The 14,302-nt window shown below is 71.8% G+C and carries 14 protein-coding genes; 5 read left to right on the top strand and 9 right to left on the bottom strand.

The annotated features are described in order from the left end of the window. Nucleotides 1–136 precede the first annotated feature (136 nt). The gene (locus LXM90_RS01625; protein ID WP_042672263.1) at nucleotides 137–2,743 is read left to right on the top strand and encodes a TonB-dependent receptor; all 2,607 of its coding nucleotides are present in this window, start codon (nucleotides 137–139) and stop codon (nucleotides 2,741–2,743) included. Nucleotides 2,744–2,948: 205 nt separating this feature from the next. Continuing rightward, nucleotides 2,949–3,179: a DUF6894 family protein gene (locus LXM90_RS01620; RefSeq protein ID WP_091680910.1), complete on the top strand. Its 231-nt coding sequence runs from the start codon at nucleotides 2,949–2,951 to the stop codon at nucleotides 3,177–3,179. A 32-nt stretch (nucleotides 3,180–3,211) separates the two neighbouring features. Here LXM90_RS01620 and paoC read toward each other — a convergent pair whose 3' ends face one another. From paoC to LXM90_RS01590, 6 genes are all read right to left on the bottom strand, one after another. Continuing rightward, nucleotides 3,212–5,431: an aldehyde oxidoreductase molybdenum-binding subunit PaoC gene (paoC, locus tag LXM90_RS01615; RefSeq protein ID WP_020094080.1), complete on the bottom strand. Its 2,220-nt coding sequence runs from the start codon at nucleotides 5,429–5,431 to the stop codon at nucleotides 3,212–3,214. 3 nt (nucleotides 5,432–5,434) lie between these two features. Beyond that, nucleotides 5,435–6,385, bottom strand: a complete 951-nt coding sequence (locus LXM90_RS01610; protein WP_020094081.1) for an FAD binding domain-containing protein — start codon at nucleotides 6,383–6,385, stop codon at nucleotides 5,435–5,437. Then, nucleotides 6,382–6,957, bottom strand: coding sequence for an aldehyde dehydrogenase iron-sulfur subunit PaoA (gene paoA / locus LXM90_RS01605; protein WP_020094082.1), 576 nt, complete (start codon nucleotides 6,955–6,957; stop codon nucleotides 6,382–6,384). Before paoA ends, LXM90_RS01610 begins: the two co-directional genes overlap by 4 nt. A gap of 282 nt (nucleotides 6,958–7,239) precedes the next feature. Beyond that, the gene (locus tag LXM90_RS01600; protein WP_012321181.1) at nucleotides 7,240–7,437 is read right to left on the bottom strand and encodes a hypothetical protein; all 198 of its coding nucleotides are present in this window, start codon (nucleotides 7,435–7,437) and stop codon (nucleotides 7,240–7,242) included. A gap of 138 nt (nucleotides 7,438–7,575) precedes the next feature. Beyond that, on the bottom strand, nucleotides 7,576–10,035 hold the full coding sequence (locus tag LXM90_RS01595; RefSeq protein ID WP_234081600.1) for an EAL domain-containing protein: 2,460 nt from the start codon (nucleotides 10,033–10,035) through the stop codon (nucleotides 7,576–7,578). A gap of 216 nt (nucleotides 10,036–10,251) precedes the next feature. Beyond that, entirely contained in the window at nucleotides 10,252–10,722 is a 471-nt protein-coding gene (locus LXM90_RS01590; RefSeq protein ID WP_020094084.1) for an NUDIX hydrolase, read from the bottom strand. A 245-nt stretch (nucleotides 10,723–10,967) separates the two neighbouring features. Here LXM90_RS01590 and LXM90_RS01585 point away from each other — a divergent pair, with 245 nt between their 5' ends. Next, the gene (locus LXM90_RS01585) at nucleotides 10,968–11,441 is read left to right on the top strand and encodes a CYTH domain-containing protein (RefSeq protein ID WP_020094085.1); all 474 of its coding nucleotides are present in this window, start codon (nucleotides 10,968–10,970) and stop codon (nucleotides 11,439–11,441) included. A gap of 89 nt (nucleotides 11,442–11,530) precedes the next feature. Beyond that, nucleotides 11,531–11,779: a hypothetical protein gene (locus LXM90_RS01580; RefSeq protein ID WP_020094086.1), complete on the top strand. Its 249-nt coding sequence runs from the start codon at nucleotides 11,531–11,533 to the stop codon at nucleotides 11,777–11,779. Nucleotides 11,780–11,821: 42 nt separating this feature from the next. Here the strand turns inward: LXM90_RS01580 and LXM90_RS01575 are convergent, their stop codons facing one another. The 3 genes from LXM90_RS01575 to LXM90_RS01565 all read right to left on the bottom strand — a co-directional run bounded on the left by LXM90_RS01575 (nucleotide 11,822) and on the right by LXM90_RS01565 (nucleotide 13,749). After that, entirely contained in the window at nucleotides 11,822–12,400 is a 579-nt protein-coding gene (locus tag LXM90_RS01575) for a hypothetical protein (RefSeq protein WP_234081599.1), read from the bottom strand. 283 nt (nucleotides 12,401–12,683) lie between these two features. Then, nucleotides 12,684–12,911, bottom strand: coding sequence for a hypothetical protein (locus LXM90_RS01570; protein ID WP_020094088.1), 228 nt, complete (start codon nucleotides 12,909–12,911; stop codon nucleotides 12,684–12,686). Between the two features lie 229 nt (nucleotides 12,912–13,140). After that, complete coding sequence (locus LXM90_RS01565) at nucleotides 13,141–13,749, bottom strand: PAS domain-containing protein (protein ID WP_020094089.1); 609 nt, start codon at nucleotides 13,747–13,749, stop codon at nucleotides 13,141–13,143. A gap of 170 nt (nucleotides 13,750–13,919) precedes the next feature. On the opposite strand from LXM90_RS01565, the gene LXM90_RS01560 reads away from it, so the two are divergent. Next, the gene (locus LXM90_RS01560; RefSeq protein ID WP_020094090.1) at nucleotides 13,920–14,225 is read left to right on the top strand and encodes a hypothetical protein; all 306 of its coding nucleotides are present in this window, start codon (nucleotides 13,920–13,922) and stop codon (nucleotides 14,223–14,225) included. Nucleotides 14,226–14,302: the final 77 nt, after the last annotated feature.

Genomic DNA, 14,302 nt, shown 5'->3' with positions numbered 1-14,302 from the left:
CATTCGAGCCCGCAAGTCGTCCCCCGCAGGGATTAAACAGAATGTGAATTGAGGTCGCGGCCCGACCCGAGATCAGTGAGGCGCACGCAGCCGACGCGAAGCGGCGCGTGCCTTCGAATCCAGGTTGGGGGAAGATATGCGGGCCCTGCGAGGCAGCTTGATCGCGTCCGTGGCTCTGTTGCCGGGTGTCGCGCAGGCTCAACAATCCGTCACCCTCGGCGAGATCAGCGTCGTCTCGACGTCGCCGGTGGGTGCGGGCGGCGGCAATTCCAGCGGCGCCCAGAATCTCGATACGCTCGCCCAGGCCGCGCCGACCTTGCCGGCCCCGGCCGGCGGGGTGCGGCTGCGCGGCTCCGAGCAGCCGCTCAACAAGATCCCCAGCACCGTCGAGACCGTCACGGCCCGGCAGATCGAGGTCGATCAGGGCTCCGACAACGTGATCGCCACGCTGGCGCGGCGCACGCCCGGGGTGAACCTCAACGACTCGCAGGGCAATTCGAACCGGGTCGATCTCAGCTACCGCGGCTTCACGGCCTCGTCGGTGCAGGGCGTGCCGCAGGGGCTCGCCGTCTACCAGAACGGCGTGCGCATCAACGAGGCCTTCGGCGACGTCGTCAATTTCGACCTGATCCCGCCGCAGGCGATCCAGCGCATCGACGTGGTCACCGGCAACCCGGTCTTCGGCCTCAACGCCATCGGCGGCGCGGTCAACATCCAGATGAAGAACGGCTTCACCTGGCAGGGCACCGAGATCTCGGCCTGGGGCGGCTCGGACGCGCGCACCGCCGGCTACCTCGAGTACGGCAAGATCTCCGGTCCCTGGAGCTTCTACTTCACCGGCGACGGCCTGAACGACCGCGGCTGGCGCTACCAGAACCCGAGCACGATCGGCCGCCTCTACGCGGATCTCGGCTACCGCTCGCAGGATTCGGAGTTCCACCTGATCGGGCTCGCCGCCCGCAGCTTCTACGGCGCCGCCGCCGCCACGCCGGTGGACTTCACCCATCTCGACCCGCGGGCGATCTTCACCTACCCGCAGACCCAGACGACGCAGGTGGGCACGCTCCAGCTGACCGGCCGGGTCGACCTCTCGCCGACCTGGGACCTCGCCGGCAACGCCTATTACCGGCGCTTCAGCGAGTTCTACGTCGACGGCAACCAGGGCAACTTCGAGAACTGCAGCAGCCGCAGCAGCTTCCGGGGCTCGCTCTGCTACCAGGACGACGCGTTCAACGTGAACGCGCCGCCCACCAGCCAGGTGGCGGCGCGCCGGGCCTACGCCAACCAGTTCGCGATCCTCGGCCTGAACAACCAGACGATCCCGTTCGTCCGGAACATCCCGTACGGCACGATCGACACGACCCGGACGGAGGCCGAATCCTACGGCGGCTCGCTCCAGGCCGCCAACCGCGACCGGATCTTCGGCCTGAACAACGCCTTCGTGGTCGGCGGCAGCGTCGACGCCTCGAACTTCTCGTTCAAGTCGGCGAGCCAGCTGGGCGTGATCAACCCGAACCTGTCGATCACCGTCGATCCGAACAACCCGTACTACGGCACGATCCCGGGCCTCGGCACGCCGGACATCCGCACGCTGGGGGCGATCGGCCTCGCGCCGGGCAACGTCAGCGGCTCGACCCTGTATCTCGGCCTCTACGCCACCGACACGCTGGACGTGACCGACCGGCTGTCGCTGACCGGCGGCTTCCGGCTCAACTACGCCCGCATCCAGACCCGGGACCAGACCGGGTTCTCGCCGGACGTGACCGGCGTGCACGAGTACACCAAGGTCAACCCGCTCGCGGGCCTGACCTACCAGTTCGACCCGGCGCTGAACCTCTACGGCGGCTACTCGGAATCGAACCGCGCCCCGACCCCGCTGGAGCTGTCCTGCTCCAGCCCGACCCAGCCGTGCCTGCTGCCGAACTCGCTCGTGGCCGATCCGCCGCTCAAGCAGGTCACCGGCCGGACCTACGAGGCCGGCTTCCGCGGCGTGATCCCGGCCTTCCTGTCGGGCGGCGCCCTCACCTACAAGGCCGGCGTCTACCGCACCGACCTGAGCAACGACCTCTACCAGGTCGCCGTCGCGGGCAACGCCGCCCGCGCCTACTACATCAACGTCCCGGCGACCCGGCGCCAGGGCATCGAGGTCGGCGCCGAGTACGCGGTCACGCCCGACCTGCTAGTCTACGCCAACTACGCCCTGGTCGACGCGACCTTCCAGTTCAACGCGACCCTCTCGTCGCCCAACAACCCGCTGGCGAGCACCGGCGCGGCCGGCGGCGCCGTGGGCGGCGACGTGATCCCGAACGGCGGCATCCGCGTCCGGCCGGGCGACAAGATCCCGCTGATCCCCGATCACCAGATCAAGGCGGGCTTCGAGTACAGCATCACCCCGAACTGGCGCTTCGGCCTCAACGTCTCGGCGTTCTCGTCGTCCTACTACCGGGGTGACGAATCGAACCTCAACCGCAAGCTGCCGGCCTACTACGTGATGAACCTGACGACGAAGTATCAGGTCAGCAAGAACTTGGAGATCTTCGGGCTGATCACCAACCTGACCAACAACCGCTACGCCACGTTCGGCACCTTCGCCGAGACGGGCGCGGTCGCCGGCAACCTGTCGATCAACGACCCGCGGACCACGACCCTGGCGCAGCCGCTCTCGATCTACGCCGGCCTGACCTACCGGTTCGGGGCGGATCCGGTCCCGATGGCGCCGGAGCCGATCATCCGGAAGTACTGATCCCGTCCGCGGGACGATGATGCGAGGGGCCGGGGGATCCGCGGCCCCTCTTCCGTTCGAGCCCGCGCGCCTTCGCGCCCGGACGATGAGCCCGGTCTTTCAAACCCAGATGAGTGCGGCCGCCGACCCGATCTGTATCCCTGATCGGCCGCCGGCGAGGCTTGCGGGCGCTCCCGTCCCGGTCATCCCGATCCTGGAGACACCCATGCCGCGCTACTTCATCGACACCGCCGACCACGTCGCCGTCCGGGACGACGAGGGCACGGTCCTCTCGGACCGGGTCGCCCTGCGGGACCTGCTGCGCCGGACCCTGACGGCGCTCCTGCACGACGAGGGCGAGGAGACCGGGGTGAACGACTTCACCGCCAGCGCCTACGACGAGGACGGTCGCCTCGTGATGCGGGCCCGGGCCAGCTTCCACGTCGTGGACCCGTAGGGGACGCCCGGCAGGACGTCCCCGCACCCCGGTCAGGCCGCGTCCGGCATGCGGTCGAGGAGCTTGTCGAGGGTGATCGGGTAGTCGCGCACGCGGATGCCGGTGGCGTTGTAGATCGCGTTCGCGACCGCGGCGCCGACCCCCGAGATGCCGAGCTCGCCCACGCCCTTGGCCTTCATGGGCGAGGACATCGGGTCGACCTCGTCGAGGAAGATCACCTCCTGGTGCGGGATGTCGGCGTGGACCGGCACCTCGTAGCCGGCGAGGTCGTGGTTGGCGAAGAAGCCGCGCTTGGTGTCGACGACCAGCTCCTCCATCAGGGCCGCTCCGGTGCCCATCACCATCCCGCCGATCACCTGGCTGCGGGCGGATTTCGGGTTGAGGATGCGCCCCGCCGCGCAGACCGCCAGCATCCGCCGCACCCGGACCTCCGCCGTATAGGCATCCACCGCGACCTCGACGAAGTGGGCGCCGAAGGTCGAGACCTGCTGGGTCTTCGAGAACTCACCGAACTCGATCGCGTCCTCGGCCACGAGCTCGCCGTCGGCGGCGGCCCGGGCGAGCGGGATGGCGCGGTTGCCGGCGCGAACCTCGCCCTCCTCGAACACCGCGTCGGTGGCGTTGAAGCCGAGCTTCTGCGCGACCGCCTCCCGCAGCTTCACGCAGGCCGCGTAGACGCCCGCGGTCGACGAGTTGGCGCCGAACTGGCCGCCCGAACCCGACGAGACCGGGAAGTCCGAGTCGCCGAGCCGCGCCACGACCCGGTCGAGGGGCACGCCCATCATCTCGGCGGCGGTCTGCGCGATGATCGTGTAGCTGCCGGTGCCGATATCGGTCATGTCGGTCTCGACCGTGACCGTGCCGTCGGCGGAGAGCCGCACCCGGGCGCCCGACTTCAGCACCATGTTGTCGCGGAACGCCGCCGCCATGCCGTGCCCGACGAGCCAATGCCCCTCCCGGACCTGTCCGGGCTTCGGGTTGCGCCTGGCCCAGCCGAACCGCTCGGCGCCGAGCTTGAGGCAGCCGACGAGGTCGCGGTGGGAGTAGCGCAGGTCCGGCTGGGTCGGGACGACCTGCGTGTCGTTGCGGATGCGGAACTCCACCGGGTCGAGGCCGAGCTTCTCGGCCATCTCGTCCATGGCGACCTCCAGCACCGCGAGGCCCGGGGCCTCGCCGGGGGCGCGCATGGCGTTGCCCTCGGGCAGGTCGAGCCGGGCGAGCTTCATGGCGGTCAGGCGGTTCGCCCCCGCGTAGAGGTACTTGGTCTGGTTCACGGCCGTCTCGGGATCGCCCTCCGGCAGGTTGCCCGAGACGCTCTCGTGCGCGATCGCCGTGATGGTGCCGTCCCGCTGGGCGCCGATCCGGACCCGCTGGATCGTGGCCGGGCGGTGCGTGGTGTTGTTGGCGATCAGCGGGCGGGTCAGCGCCACCTTGACCGGTCGCCCGGTGGCCTTCGCGGCGAGCGCCGCCAGCACCGCGTCGGCGCGCACGAACAGCTTGCCGCCGAAGCCGCCGCCGACATAGGGCGCGTCGAGCCGGACCTTGTCCTTCGGCAGGCCGAGCATCTTGGCGAGGCTGCCGTGGCCCCAGCCGATCATCTGGTTGGCGGTCCAGAGCGTGACCCGGTCGCCGTCCCAGGCCGCCGTCGTGGCGTGCGGCTCCATCATGGCGTGGCTCTCGTCGGACGTCGTGTAGGTCGCGTCGAGCGTCACGGGGGCCTGCGCGAAGGCGCCCTCGAAGTCGCCGGTCCGCTCCTCGCCGTTGCCGCCGCTGCCCTCGCCGCTGTCGGCCGGGACCGGCTCGGCGGTCTTCGCCGCGGCGGCGAGGTCGAACGCACCGGCCTCGGGGGCGTAATCGACCGTCACCAGGAAGGCGGCTGCCCGGGCCTGCTCGAAGGTCTCGGCCACCACGACGGCGATCGCCTGATGGTAGTGCTGGATCACGTCGCCGCCGAACAGGTAGGCGACGTTCATCACGCCGCGCTCGATCCGCGGCGTGTCGAGGGTGGTGACGATCCCGATGACGCCGGGCGCCTGCCGGGCCGAGGCCGTGTCGATGCTGCGCACCCGGCCCTTGGCGATGGCGGAGCCCAGCACGTAGCCGTAGGCGGCGTCGGGGGCCGCGTCGTGGCGCTCGTACGCGTAGGGCGCGGTGCCGGTGGTCTTGTACTTGCCGTCGATGCGGTCGGTGGGCAGGCCGACGACCTTGAGGCGGTCGATCGGGTTCGGGCCCGCGGCGGTGTCGAACTTCATGGCTCAGGCCCTCGCTTGGTTGAGCGCGGCGCCGAGGGTCCGCTCGGCGAGCTTCAGCTTGTAGGCGTTCTCGTGGGTGGGCTTGGCGTCGGCGAAGACCCGGTCGGTCACGGCCCGGGCGCCCTTCGGGAGATCGGCCTCGGCCGCCTCGACCCGCCAGGGCTTGTGGGCGACGCCCCCGAAGGCGACGTGGCCGGAGCCGTCCTTGCCCAGGATCGCCGCCACCGAGACCAGCGCGTAGGCGTAGGAGGCGCGGTCGCGGACCTTGCGGTAGATGTGCGTCCCGGGAACGGGCTTCGGCAGCGTCACCGCGGTGATGAGCTCGCCGGGCTCGAGGTTCGTGTCGCGCGACGGGTCGTCGCCCGGCAGGCGGTGGAACTCGGCGATCGGGATCTTCCGCGCGGCGCCCCCGGCGTCGATCGTCTCCACGGTGGCGTCGAGGACGCGCATGGCCACCGCCATGTCGCCCGGATGCGTGGCGATGCAGGCCTCGCTGCCGCCGATCACCGCCAGCTGGCGGCTCACGCCGTCGAGCGCCGAACAGCCGGAGCCCGGCTGGCGCTTATTGCAGGGCTGGGCGGTGTCGTAGAAGTACGGGCAGCGGGTCCGCTGCAGCAGGTTGCCGGCGGTGGTCGCCTTGTTGCGCAGCTGACCGGAGGCGCCGGCGAGCAGCGCGCGGGCGAGGACCCCGTAATCCGCGCGCACCCGCGGATGGGCCGCGAGATCGGTGTTGCGCACCAGGGCGCCGATGCGCAGGCCGCCCTCCTCGGTCGGCTCGACCGCGTCGAGGCCGAGCCCGTTCACGTCGACGAGATGGCGCGGGGTCTCGATCTGCAGCTTCATCAGGTCGAGCAGGTTGGTGCCGCCGGCGATGAACTTGGCGTCGGGCGTGGCGGCGACGGCGGCGGCGGCCGCGGCGGGCGTGCCCGGGCGCTCGTACGTGAAGGACTTCATGCGCGGCTCCCGGCGACTTCGGTGATCGCCTCGACGATGTTGGAATAGGCGCCGCAGCGGCAGAGGTTGCCGCTCATCCGCTCGCGGATCTCGGTCTCGGTCACCTGCGGCGCGGCGCCGAGATCCGCCGTGACGTGGCTCGGGATGCCGGCCCGGATCTCCTCCAGGACGGCCACGCCCGAGCAGATCTGGCCCGGCGTGCAGTAGCCGCACTGGTAGCCGTCGTGCTTGACGAAGGCCGCCTGCATCGGGTGCAGGCTGTCGGGCTGCCCCAGGCCCTCGACGGTCACGATCTCGGCGCCCTGGTGCATGATCGCCAGCGTCAGGCAGGCGTTGATGCGCCGCCCGTCGACGATCATCGTGCAGGCGCCGCACTGGCCGTGATCGCAGCCCTTCTTGGACCCGGTCAGGTGCAGGTGCTCGCGCGCGGCGTCGAGCAGGCTGGTGCGGGTGTCGAGTTCGAGCGTGCGCCGCTCGCCGTTCACCGTGAACGTGACGGCGGCGAGGACCGGTGCGTCGGTCCGCGCAGGTCTGGCGCCCGGGTCCTGGGGCACGGTTTCGGCGCTCACCATCAAGTCTCTCTCCGGTTCAGATCACGAAGGCGCGGACGGGCTTCCGGTCGCCGGGGCCCGCGGGCGGAACATCCCGGCGGAACATCCCGGCAAGACATCCCGGCAAGACATCCCGCAAAGCGGCGGCACCCTGGATCGACTCCAAGGTAGAGCCCGCTCCCGCGATGGTCAGGGGGGGCGGCGCGGCCGGGGACGCGAAAGTTGCGGCGGGCGGCGCCGGGACCCGCCCAAACGAAAGGGCCGACCCGAAGGCCGGCCCCGATCGTCGCGCGGCGGACGCGCCTACTCGGCCGCGGTCATCTCGGCGGTGTAGTGGCCGCACCAGTCCTGGGCGGCGACCACCGGCCAGAGACCCTTGGACTCGGGTGCGGGCTGGCTGACCGGCGGGTTGAAGCGGCACAGGCCGGCATCGTTCTGCGCGACGGCGCCGTTGCCCTTGTGCTCGTCGAAGAACCGGCAGGTCTCGCACTTGGCGTTCATGGTCGGGCTCCTGTGAGGCCGGCGGCCCGGGGGCCGTCCCGGCGGGGGACGAGAGCTTGGACCTTAGAAGTGATCCAATCTGCGGGGCCAACGTCGGAGCGATCGGGCGGGTTCCCGGCGGCGGATCGGCGATCCCGCTCAGCCGACCGCGGCGAGGCCCGGCTCGGCCCGGGCGGACTCCTCGGCGGGGCCGGCGGGACCGCCGACCGCGGCGGCGTAGTCGGTGATCGGGCGCGGCCTGCCGAACAGGAAGCCCTGCATCTCGCCGCAGGCCTCCTCGGTCAGGAACTTCATCTGGGCGTGGGTCTCGACGCCCTCCGCGACGACGCCCATGCCGAGGCTGCGGCCGAGGCTGAGCACGGCCCGGACGATCACGGCGGCCTGCGGGCCGGTCCCGAGCTGCGCCACGAAGGAGCGGTCGATCTTCAGCTTGTCGAACGGGAAGGCCTGGAGGGTCGCGAGCGACGCGTAGCCGGTCCCGAAATCGTCCATGCTGATCCGGATGCCGTAGCTCTTCAGGCGGCGGAGGATGCCCACGGCCCGCGCCATGTCGTTGATGATGATGCTCTCGGTGACCTCCAGCTCCAGGCGGTCCGGCGAGAGACCGGTCTCGGCCAGGATCGCCAGGACGGTCTCGGGCAGGCCGGGCTTCTGGAACTGGCGGGGCGAGAGGTTGACGGCGACCTTCAGGGGCTGCGCCCACTGGGCCGCCTCGCGGCAGGCCTCGCGCAGCACCCAGTCGCCGAGCGCCACGATCAGGCCGGTCTCCTCGGCCAGGGGCACGAACACGTTGGGCGACACGCTGCCGCGGACCGGGTGGGTCCAGCGCAGGAGCGCCTCGAATCCGACGAGCGCCCCCGTGTGGCCCTCGACCTGCGGCTGGTAGTGCAGGCTCAGGGTGTTGTCGTCGAGGGCCTGGCGCAGGTCGCGCTCGAGCACCCGCCGCTCCTCGGCCTCCTCGTCCATGGCGGGGGTGAAGATCCGGTACGTGCCGCGGCCCTCGGCCTTGGCCCGGTAGAGGGCGAGATCGGCGCGGCGGTACAGCGGCTCGGCATCCGTCCCGTGCTCGGGGGCCAGCGCGATGCCGACGCTCAGGCCGACGCCGACCCGGTGGCCGCCCACGCTGAACGGGCTGTGGAACAGCGCGATGAGGCGCTCGGCCAGGACCTCGGCCTCGGCCGCGCCGCCGGCCGAGAGCACGGCGAACTCGTCGCCCCCGAGCCGGGCCACCGCCCCGTCCCCCGCGATGCCCCGCAGGCCGGCCGACACGCGCCGGAGGAGCTCGTCCCCGGCCTGGTGGCCGAGGCTGTCGTTCACGCTCTTGAAGCCGTCGAGGTCGAGGTACAGGACCGCGCAGGCGCCGCCGCGCTGGACGATGTCGACGAGGCTGCGCGCGAGGGTTTCGTGGAACAGCGCCCGGTTCGGCAGGCCGGTGAGGACGTCGTGGCGGGCGAGGCGCGCCACCTCGGCCTCCGCGGCCTTCCGCTTGGTGATGTCGGTGAAGGTCCGCACGAAGCCGCCATCCGCCAGGGGCACGGTGCGGATCTCGAGCACGAGGCCGTTGGGCCGCGCCCGCTCGTGAACCTGCGTCTGCCCGGCCTCGCCGCGCTCGATCCAGGTCCGGATCGAGCGGTCCGGGCGCCGGCGCTCGCGGCGGCTCGCCTCGTGGCGCAGCACCGCCCGGTAGCTCGGCCGCGCCTGCATCATCGCCCGGGGCAGGTCGAGGAGCGCCAGAGCCCGCTCGTTGCAGACCCGGACCACGCCGCCGGCGTCGACCATGATGAGGCCCTGGTCCATGCTGTCGAGGGTGGCGTCGAGCAGCAGGGTCTTCTCCCGCAGCATGCGGCCCTGCCGGGCCAGGGCGACGTTGATCCGGCGCAGGTGGTCCAGCATCAGCGTCAGCGCCGCGAAGGCCAGGATCACCGCCATCACGCCGGCGATGCCGCCGGCCAGGACGCCCCGGGCGAGGCCGAGCTGCGGGACCGCCAGGGCCGGGTCCGGCACCACGCGGGCGGCCGCCATGGCCAGGAAGTGCAGGACCGCGATGGCGAGGGTCAGGACGGTCGCGGCCGCGAGCCGGGCCCGCGCGCCCGCGCTGCCGACATGGATGGCCATGCCGGCGGCCGCGAGCCCGCAGCCCGCCGCGATCGCCGTGGCGGCCGTGGCGGGGTCCCAGGTGAAGTGTCCCGGCAGCCGCACGCCGGCGATGCCGAGGAAGTGCATGCAGGCGATGCCGATCCCGAGCACGAGGCCCGCCCCCGCCCCGGCCCAGCGCGACGGCGTGGCCCGGGCGAACAGGAAGGCCACGGTGGCGGCCGCGATCGCGACGATCAGCGAGAGCAGGGTCGTGCGCGGCTCGTAGCCCAGCACCACGCCGGGATCGTAGCCCAGCATGCCGATGAAGTGGGTGCTCCAGATCCCGGCCCCGATCGAGAAGCCCGAGGCCAGGAGCCAGACCGGCCCGTGCCCGTCGGCGCGGACCTGGACGCGCTGCTCCAGCTTGAGGGCCACCGCGCAGGAGATCCAGCACACGCAGGCGGCCAGGGCGACCACCCAGCCGGTATGTTCCTCGGTCAGGCAAGCGAACGCGCGATACATCGAGGTGCCCCGCCCTTCTGCGACGGCGGGAACCTTAACCCGCGGATACTAATCAGAAGTTGCATTCCGCCCGGACACGGGTCCGATCCTCCATGCGGACGAGGCTCTTCCGGGCGCAGCCGGGCGCCGGTCAGGCCGCAGATCAGGAGTTGTATGTTCGGACGCGGCGGCGGTCCGCCCGCCCGTGCCCGTCGCGGCGCCCGTCAGCCGCGCCCGTCAGCCGCGCCCGTCGCCGCGGATCTCGATCGGCCGCGCCGCGAAATCCGTCAGGAGTTCCTGGAGCTCGTCCTCGTGGACGAGGCGCGCCGCCTCCTCGGGCGCGAACCATTGCAGGGTGCGCTGGGCCTGTTCCGGCCAGCGCTCGTGCTGGGCCTCGACCCGCAGCGGGTAGACGCGGACCATGCAGGGGAAGGCGCGGCCGTGGTCGAAGCGCTTCTGGTAATGGTACCGTCCGACCGGGTTCGCGGCGATCTGCCCCTCGAGCCCCGCCTCCTCGTAGGCCTCCCGCGCGGCGGCCTGATGGGCCTTGCGGCCGGTCATCGGCCAGCCCTTCGGGATGATCCAGCGCCCGGTATCGCGCGAGGTGATCAGCAGGACCTCGATCCGGCCGTCGGCGCCGACGCGGAACGGCAGGGCCGCCACCTGCTTGAGCGGTTTGACCTGCGCCTTGCGGAGCAGCTTCTTCAAGTTCGGCCGCTTGGATGCCGTCTTCAGCGCTGACCTCGCGGACGGAGAAGGGCGGGATTTCTGATGATGCTTCTGCAATCGACGGCCTCCTCACGCTTTTACATAAGTTTAACACGATCCCATTGCAGCCCGCGCGCATTGGCACCGAGCCATGCCTGTAACGCTGTGCTCATCCCCGCCAGGCGGCTTGTCGCGGGCCGGCTTGTCGGCGAAGGCTGACGCGTCAAACGTCCACGAGGCGCGGCATGGCTGTCGAGATCGAGCGCAAGTTCATCGCGAACCCGTCGGTTCTGGCGCTGTGCCGGGCGGGGACGCCCCTGGTTCAGGGATACCTCTTCACCGACGCGGCCAACACGATCCGGATCCGCCGGGCCGGTGAGCGCTCGCTGATCACGTGGAAGAGCCCGCGCCGCGGCGCCAGCCGGGACGAGATCGAGTTCGCCATCGCGCCGGAGGACGGCGCGGCGCTCCTCGCCACCGTGCCGCCCGGCCGGCGGCTCGAGAAGACCCGCTACCGGGTCGCGCATGCCGGGGCGGTCTGGGACGTCGACGTGTTCGGCGGGAACCTCGCGGGCCTGATCCTGGCCGAGATCGAACTGGAGCGCGAGGACCAGCCGGTGGTGCTCCCTCCCTGGGTCGAGCGCGAGGTCACCGACGACGCGCGCTACCGCAACTCGCGGCTGGCCGCGGGACCGGTGCCGGAGCGGTGGGCGGCCTAGGTCCCCGACGCGCCGGGCGGATCCGTCCGGTCGAACATCTCGAACATCCGGGCCCGTGAACATCCCGGGGCGGCCACCGTTCTCACGGCATGCCCCGGACCCTGATCACCTGGACGCAGGACGAGACCGCCGGCGTGCCGCTCCCGCGCTTCGTCGGCCGGGTCGGGACGGTCGTCGTGGGGATCTGCGCCTACGACGGATCGAGCCGGTTCTGGACCTGGTGGAGCCCGCTGGCCGAGGACATCTGGGGGCACGGCCAGGACGCCGAAGGCGCCCGGCAGGGCTGCGAGGCCTGGCTGCGCGGATGGCTCGAGAACTTCAGGCCGTTCTTCACCTGACGCGGCCGGCCGCGAGGGCGCGGCCGGGCCGTCAACGCGGGATCAGCGCATGAAGTGCGGCAGGCGCCGCTTCCAGCGCTCGCCGAGCCGCAGCTCGTTCGTCCGCCGCCCTGCCGTCGACCGGGGCGACGGGCCCTGACCCGACGTGGGACCCGACGCGGCCGGCGGCGGGACGCGGGCGGGCGCCTCGTCGACGGGCGGGGCCGGCGGCGGGGCGGTCGGCACGGCCGGGCGCGACGGCACCGTCTGCACCTGCGGGAGCGCGGCCGCCCGCGGCCGCCCGCGCCGCGCCCGCGGCGCCGGGACGGTCTCGGCGGCGGGGTCCGTCGCGGCCTCGTCGGCGGCGGCTTCGAGGACCGGCTCGGCCGGGGCCTCGAACATCGGCATGAGGCTCGGCAGGACGCGGCGCACCGGTGCGTCCGGCACCTTCCGTTCCGGGCGCGGCGCCGGTGCCGCTTGAGGGGCGGGCGCGGGTGCGGGCGGCGCGAGGGCGGCCTGCGCCAGTTCCGGCCACAGGATCTTGTCCGGGCGCGGCCGCGCCTCGGTGGCAGTCAGCGTTGTGCGGGCCGAACGGGTCTGCTTGACTTCGACCATGAACGGTCGCGCGCTGCGGCGCTTCATGTAAGATGATCCTTGGAAGCATTCGAGCACGCATGTCGGCGGCACGAACACACCGAGGTTAAGCCTGATCTCGGCCGTTGTCCAGAAAGACGACGTCGTACTGGTCAAATTTCTCTTTAGTCGAGATGGGCCGCGGTCGTTTCCAGGCCTCGGGTCGTGAAACCGAAGGCGTGATCGCCCGAGCACCTGCGGACACTGCCCCGTCGCCGCCCGGCGAGGGGGCGATCCGCTGCGGGACGATCTGTTGCGGGGCGGACGTCGCGCGCGATCGGGTCGTCCGGGATCAGGCGGCCTGCGCCTGCGCCGGGCGGCGCCGCAGGGGACCGGGCGCCCCGAACAGGGACTGGTACAGCGCGGCCGGCGTCCGCGCCTCGCCGCTGCCGTCCGTGATCGTCACCTCGGCCATGCCGGCCGCGATCAGGCTCATGCCCTGATCCAGGGCGGTCAGGACCGAGGCGTGCTGGTAGGCGAACCGGCGCGCGGACAGGCGTGCGGTGACGGTGAAGTGCATGACGACGATCCCGGGAAGCCGGACCCGCCGGGTCCGGACGGCAACGGCGCGCGCGCGACGCGCTCGGGTGAGAACGGGGCTCCGGCAACGCCGCTGCCGGTCCCGCACCTGCTCGCGGCCAATAAAGTCGTTATCTTGACGAAAGCTTGTTCATCCCCGCTTTGCACGAACAAGGCGCACAATTAGCGGCGGGATTTAGTGGTTGCCGCCGCGCCGCTGCCGTCACGCTTCAGTTCAGGCGGCGGCGCCGTTCCGCGACCTGCCGCCGGGCCAGCCGTCGCCCCAGCGCCATCAGCAGCGCGTCCGCCTCGGCCTTCAGGGCCGGATCGCCCAGCGCCGCGACGGCGTCCTGCGCGGCGAGGGCGTGCTCGACCGCCCGGTCCAGGGGCATGTCGCCGAGGTCGGGCGCGGTCGCGCCGCCGATCGCCTCGCGCGCGCGCAGCGCCGTGATGTCCACGAGGATCCCGCGCCCGCCCGTCGGCCGGCCGCGACGGTCGCTGGTGAAGCGGCCGCGCGCCAGGACCCAGCGCATCCGGCCGTCGACGGAGATCACCCGGTACTCGGCGACGTAGGAACTCCCCGCCGCGACGCTGCGGCGGATCAGGGTGTCGACCCGGTCGCGGTCGTCGACGTGGATGGCCTCCTCGTAGACGGCCAGCGGGATGCCGGATTCCGCCGCGGTCGGATCGACCTTGAACAGGAGGGCCACCAGGGCGTCGACCCGCACCCGGTCCGTCGCAGGGTCCCACGCCCAGTGCCCGATCATGTCGGCGGAATCGAGCGCGATCTGGAAGGCTTCGGGACAGGTCTGACCGACGGACGCGTTGGTCTTGGGCATGGCGGTGTACGTGTGCGGCTCCGGTCCGGTCGATCTACGGGTTCGGTAGCTGCAACCTCAAGACTTCTTTGACGCATTCATGCAACTGTTGCGTGCTGGCCACTCGCGTCCTGCCGGTCTTCTGTATTATGAATGCTCGAGCCAGCCCGCGCGCCAGAGCCTGACCGCCGATGGGATCGAAGTCACCTGTCCGGAGCGGATCCTCCGGGGCTGCGGCGCCCGAGGACGACCTGTTCGAGCGCACCGCACCGCCGCACGCGCCGGGTGCCGGGCGGCTGCTGCAGCGGATCGCCGACGCGCTGCAGGTTCCGGCCACCTCCCTGTACGGCCCACTGAGCGCGGAGCGGGGCGCCGGCGTCGCGGGCGGGCGTGCCGACGAGGCCGACGCCCTGCTGCATGCCTACCGGCGCATCGACGATCCCGAGATCCGCCGCCGCGTCCTGACCCTCGTGCAGGATCTGGCGGCCGCACGCTGACCGGCACGCTGACCGGTGCGCTGACCGGTGCGCCCGTGATGCACTTGTGATGCGCTTGGCCCGCCGCGTGCTAACCT

This window comes from Methylobacterium oryzae (genome assembly GCF_021398735.1).
In the GTDB taxonomy this organism is placed as follows: Bacteria; Pseudomonadota; Alphaproteobacteria; order Rhizobiales; family Beijerinckiaceae; genus Methylobacterium.
Note: the sequence above shows the minus strand (reverse complement) of the source record. Positions and strands in the feature narration are given on the sequence as shown.

Bases quoted from the DNA above. Each gene is read 5' to 3' on its own strand.
- LXM90_RS01625 (WP_042672263.1), top strand. From the start codon at position 137: ATGCGGGCCCTGCGAGGCAGCTTGATCGCGTCCGTGGCTCTGTTGCCG.
- LXM90_RS01620 (WP_091680910.1), top strand. From the start codon at position 2,949: ATGCCGCGCTACTTCATCGACACCGCCGACCACGTCGCCGTCCGGGAC.
- paoC (WP_020094080.1), bottom strand. From the start codon at position 5,431: ATGAAGTTCGACACCGCCGCGGGCCCGAACCCGATCGACCGCCTCAAG.
- LXM90_RS01610 (WP_020094081.1), bottom strand. From the start codon at position 6,385: ATGAAGTCCTTCACGTACGAGCGCCCGGGCACGCCCGCCGCGGCCGCC.
- paoA (WP_020094082.1), bottom strand. From the start codon at position 6,957: ATGGTGAGCGCCGAAACCGTGCCCCAGGACCCGGGCGCCAGACCTGCG.
- LXM90_RS01600 (WP_012321181.1), bottom strand. From the start codon at position 7,437: ATGAACGCCAAGTGCGAGACCTGCCGGTTCTTCGACGAGCACAAGGGC.
- LXM90_RS01595 (WP_234081600.1), bottom strand. From the start codon at position 10,035: ATGTATCGCGCGTTCGCTTGCCTGACCGAGGAACATACCGGCTGGGTG.
- LXM90_RS01585 (WP_020094085.1), top strand. From the start codon at position 10,968: ATGGCTGTCGAGATCGAGCGCAAGTTCATCGCGAACCCGTCGGTTCTG.
- LXM90_RS01580 (WP_020094086.1), top strand. From the start codon at position 11,531: ATGCCCCGGACCCTGATCACCTGGACGCAGGACGAGACCGCCGGCGTG.
- LXM90_RS01575 (WP_234081599.1), bottom strand. From the start codon at position 12,400: ATGAAGCGCCGCAGCGCGCGACCGTTCATGGTCGAAGTCAAGCAGACC.
- LXM90_RS01570 (WP_020094088.1), bottom strand. From the start codon at position 12,911: ATGCACTTCACCGTCACCGCACGCCTGTCCGCGCGCCGGTTCGCCTAC.
- LXM90_RS01565 (WP_020094089.1), bottom strand. From the start codon at position 13,749: ATGCCCAAGACCAACGCGTCCGTCGGTCAGACCTGTCCCGAAGCCTTC.
- LXM90_RS01560 (WP_020094090.1), top strand. From the start codon at position 13,920: ATGGGATCGAAGTCACCTGTCCGGAGCGGATCCTCCGGGGCTGCGGCG.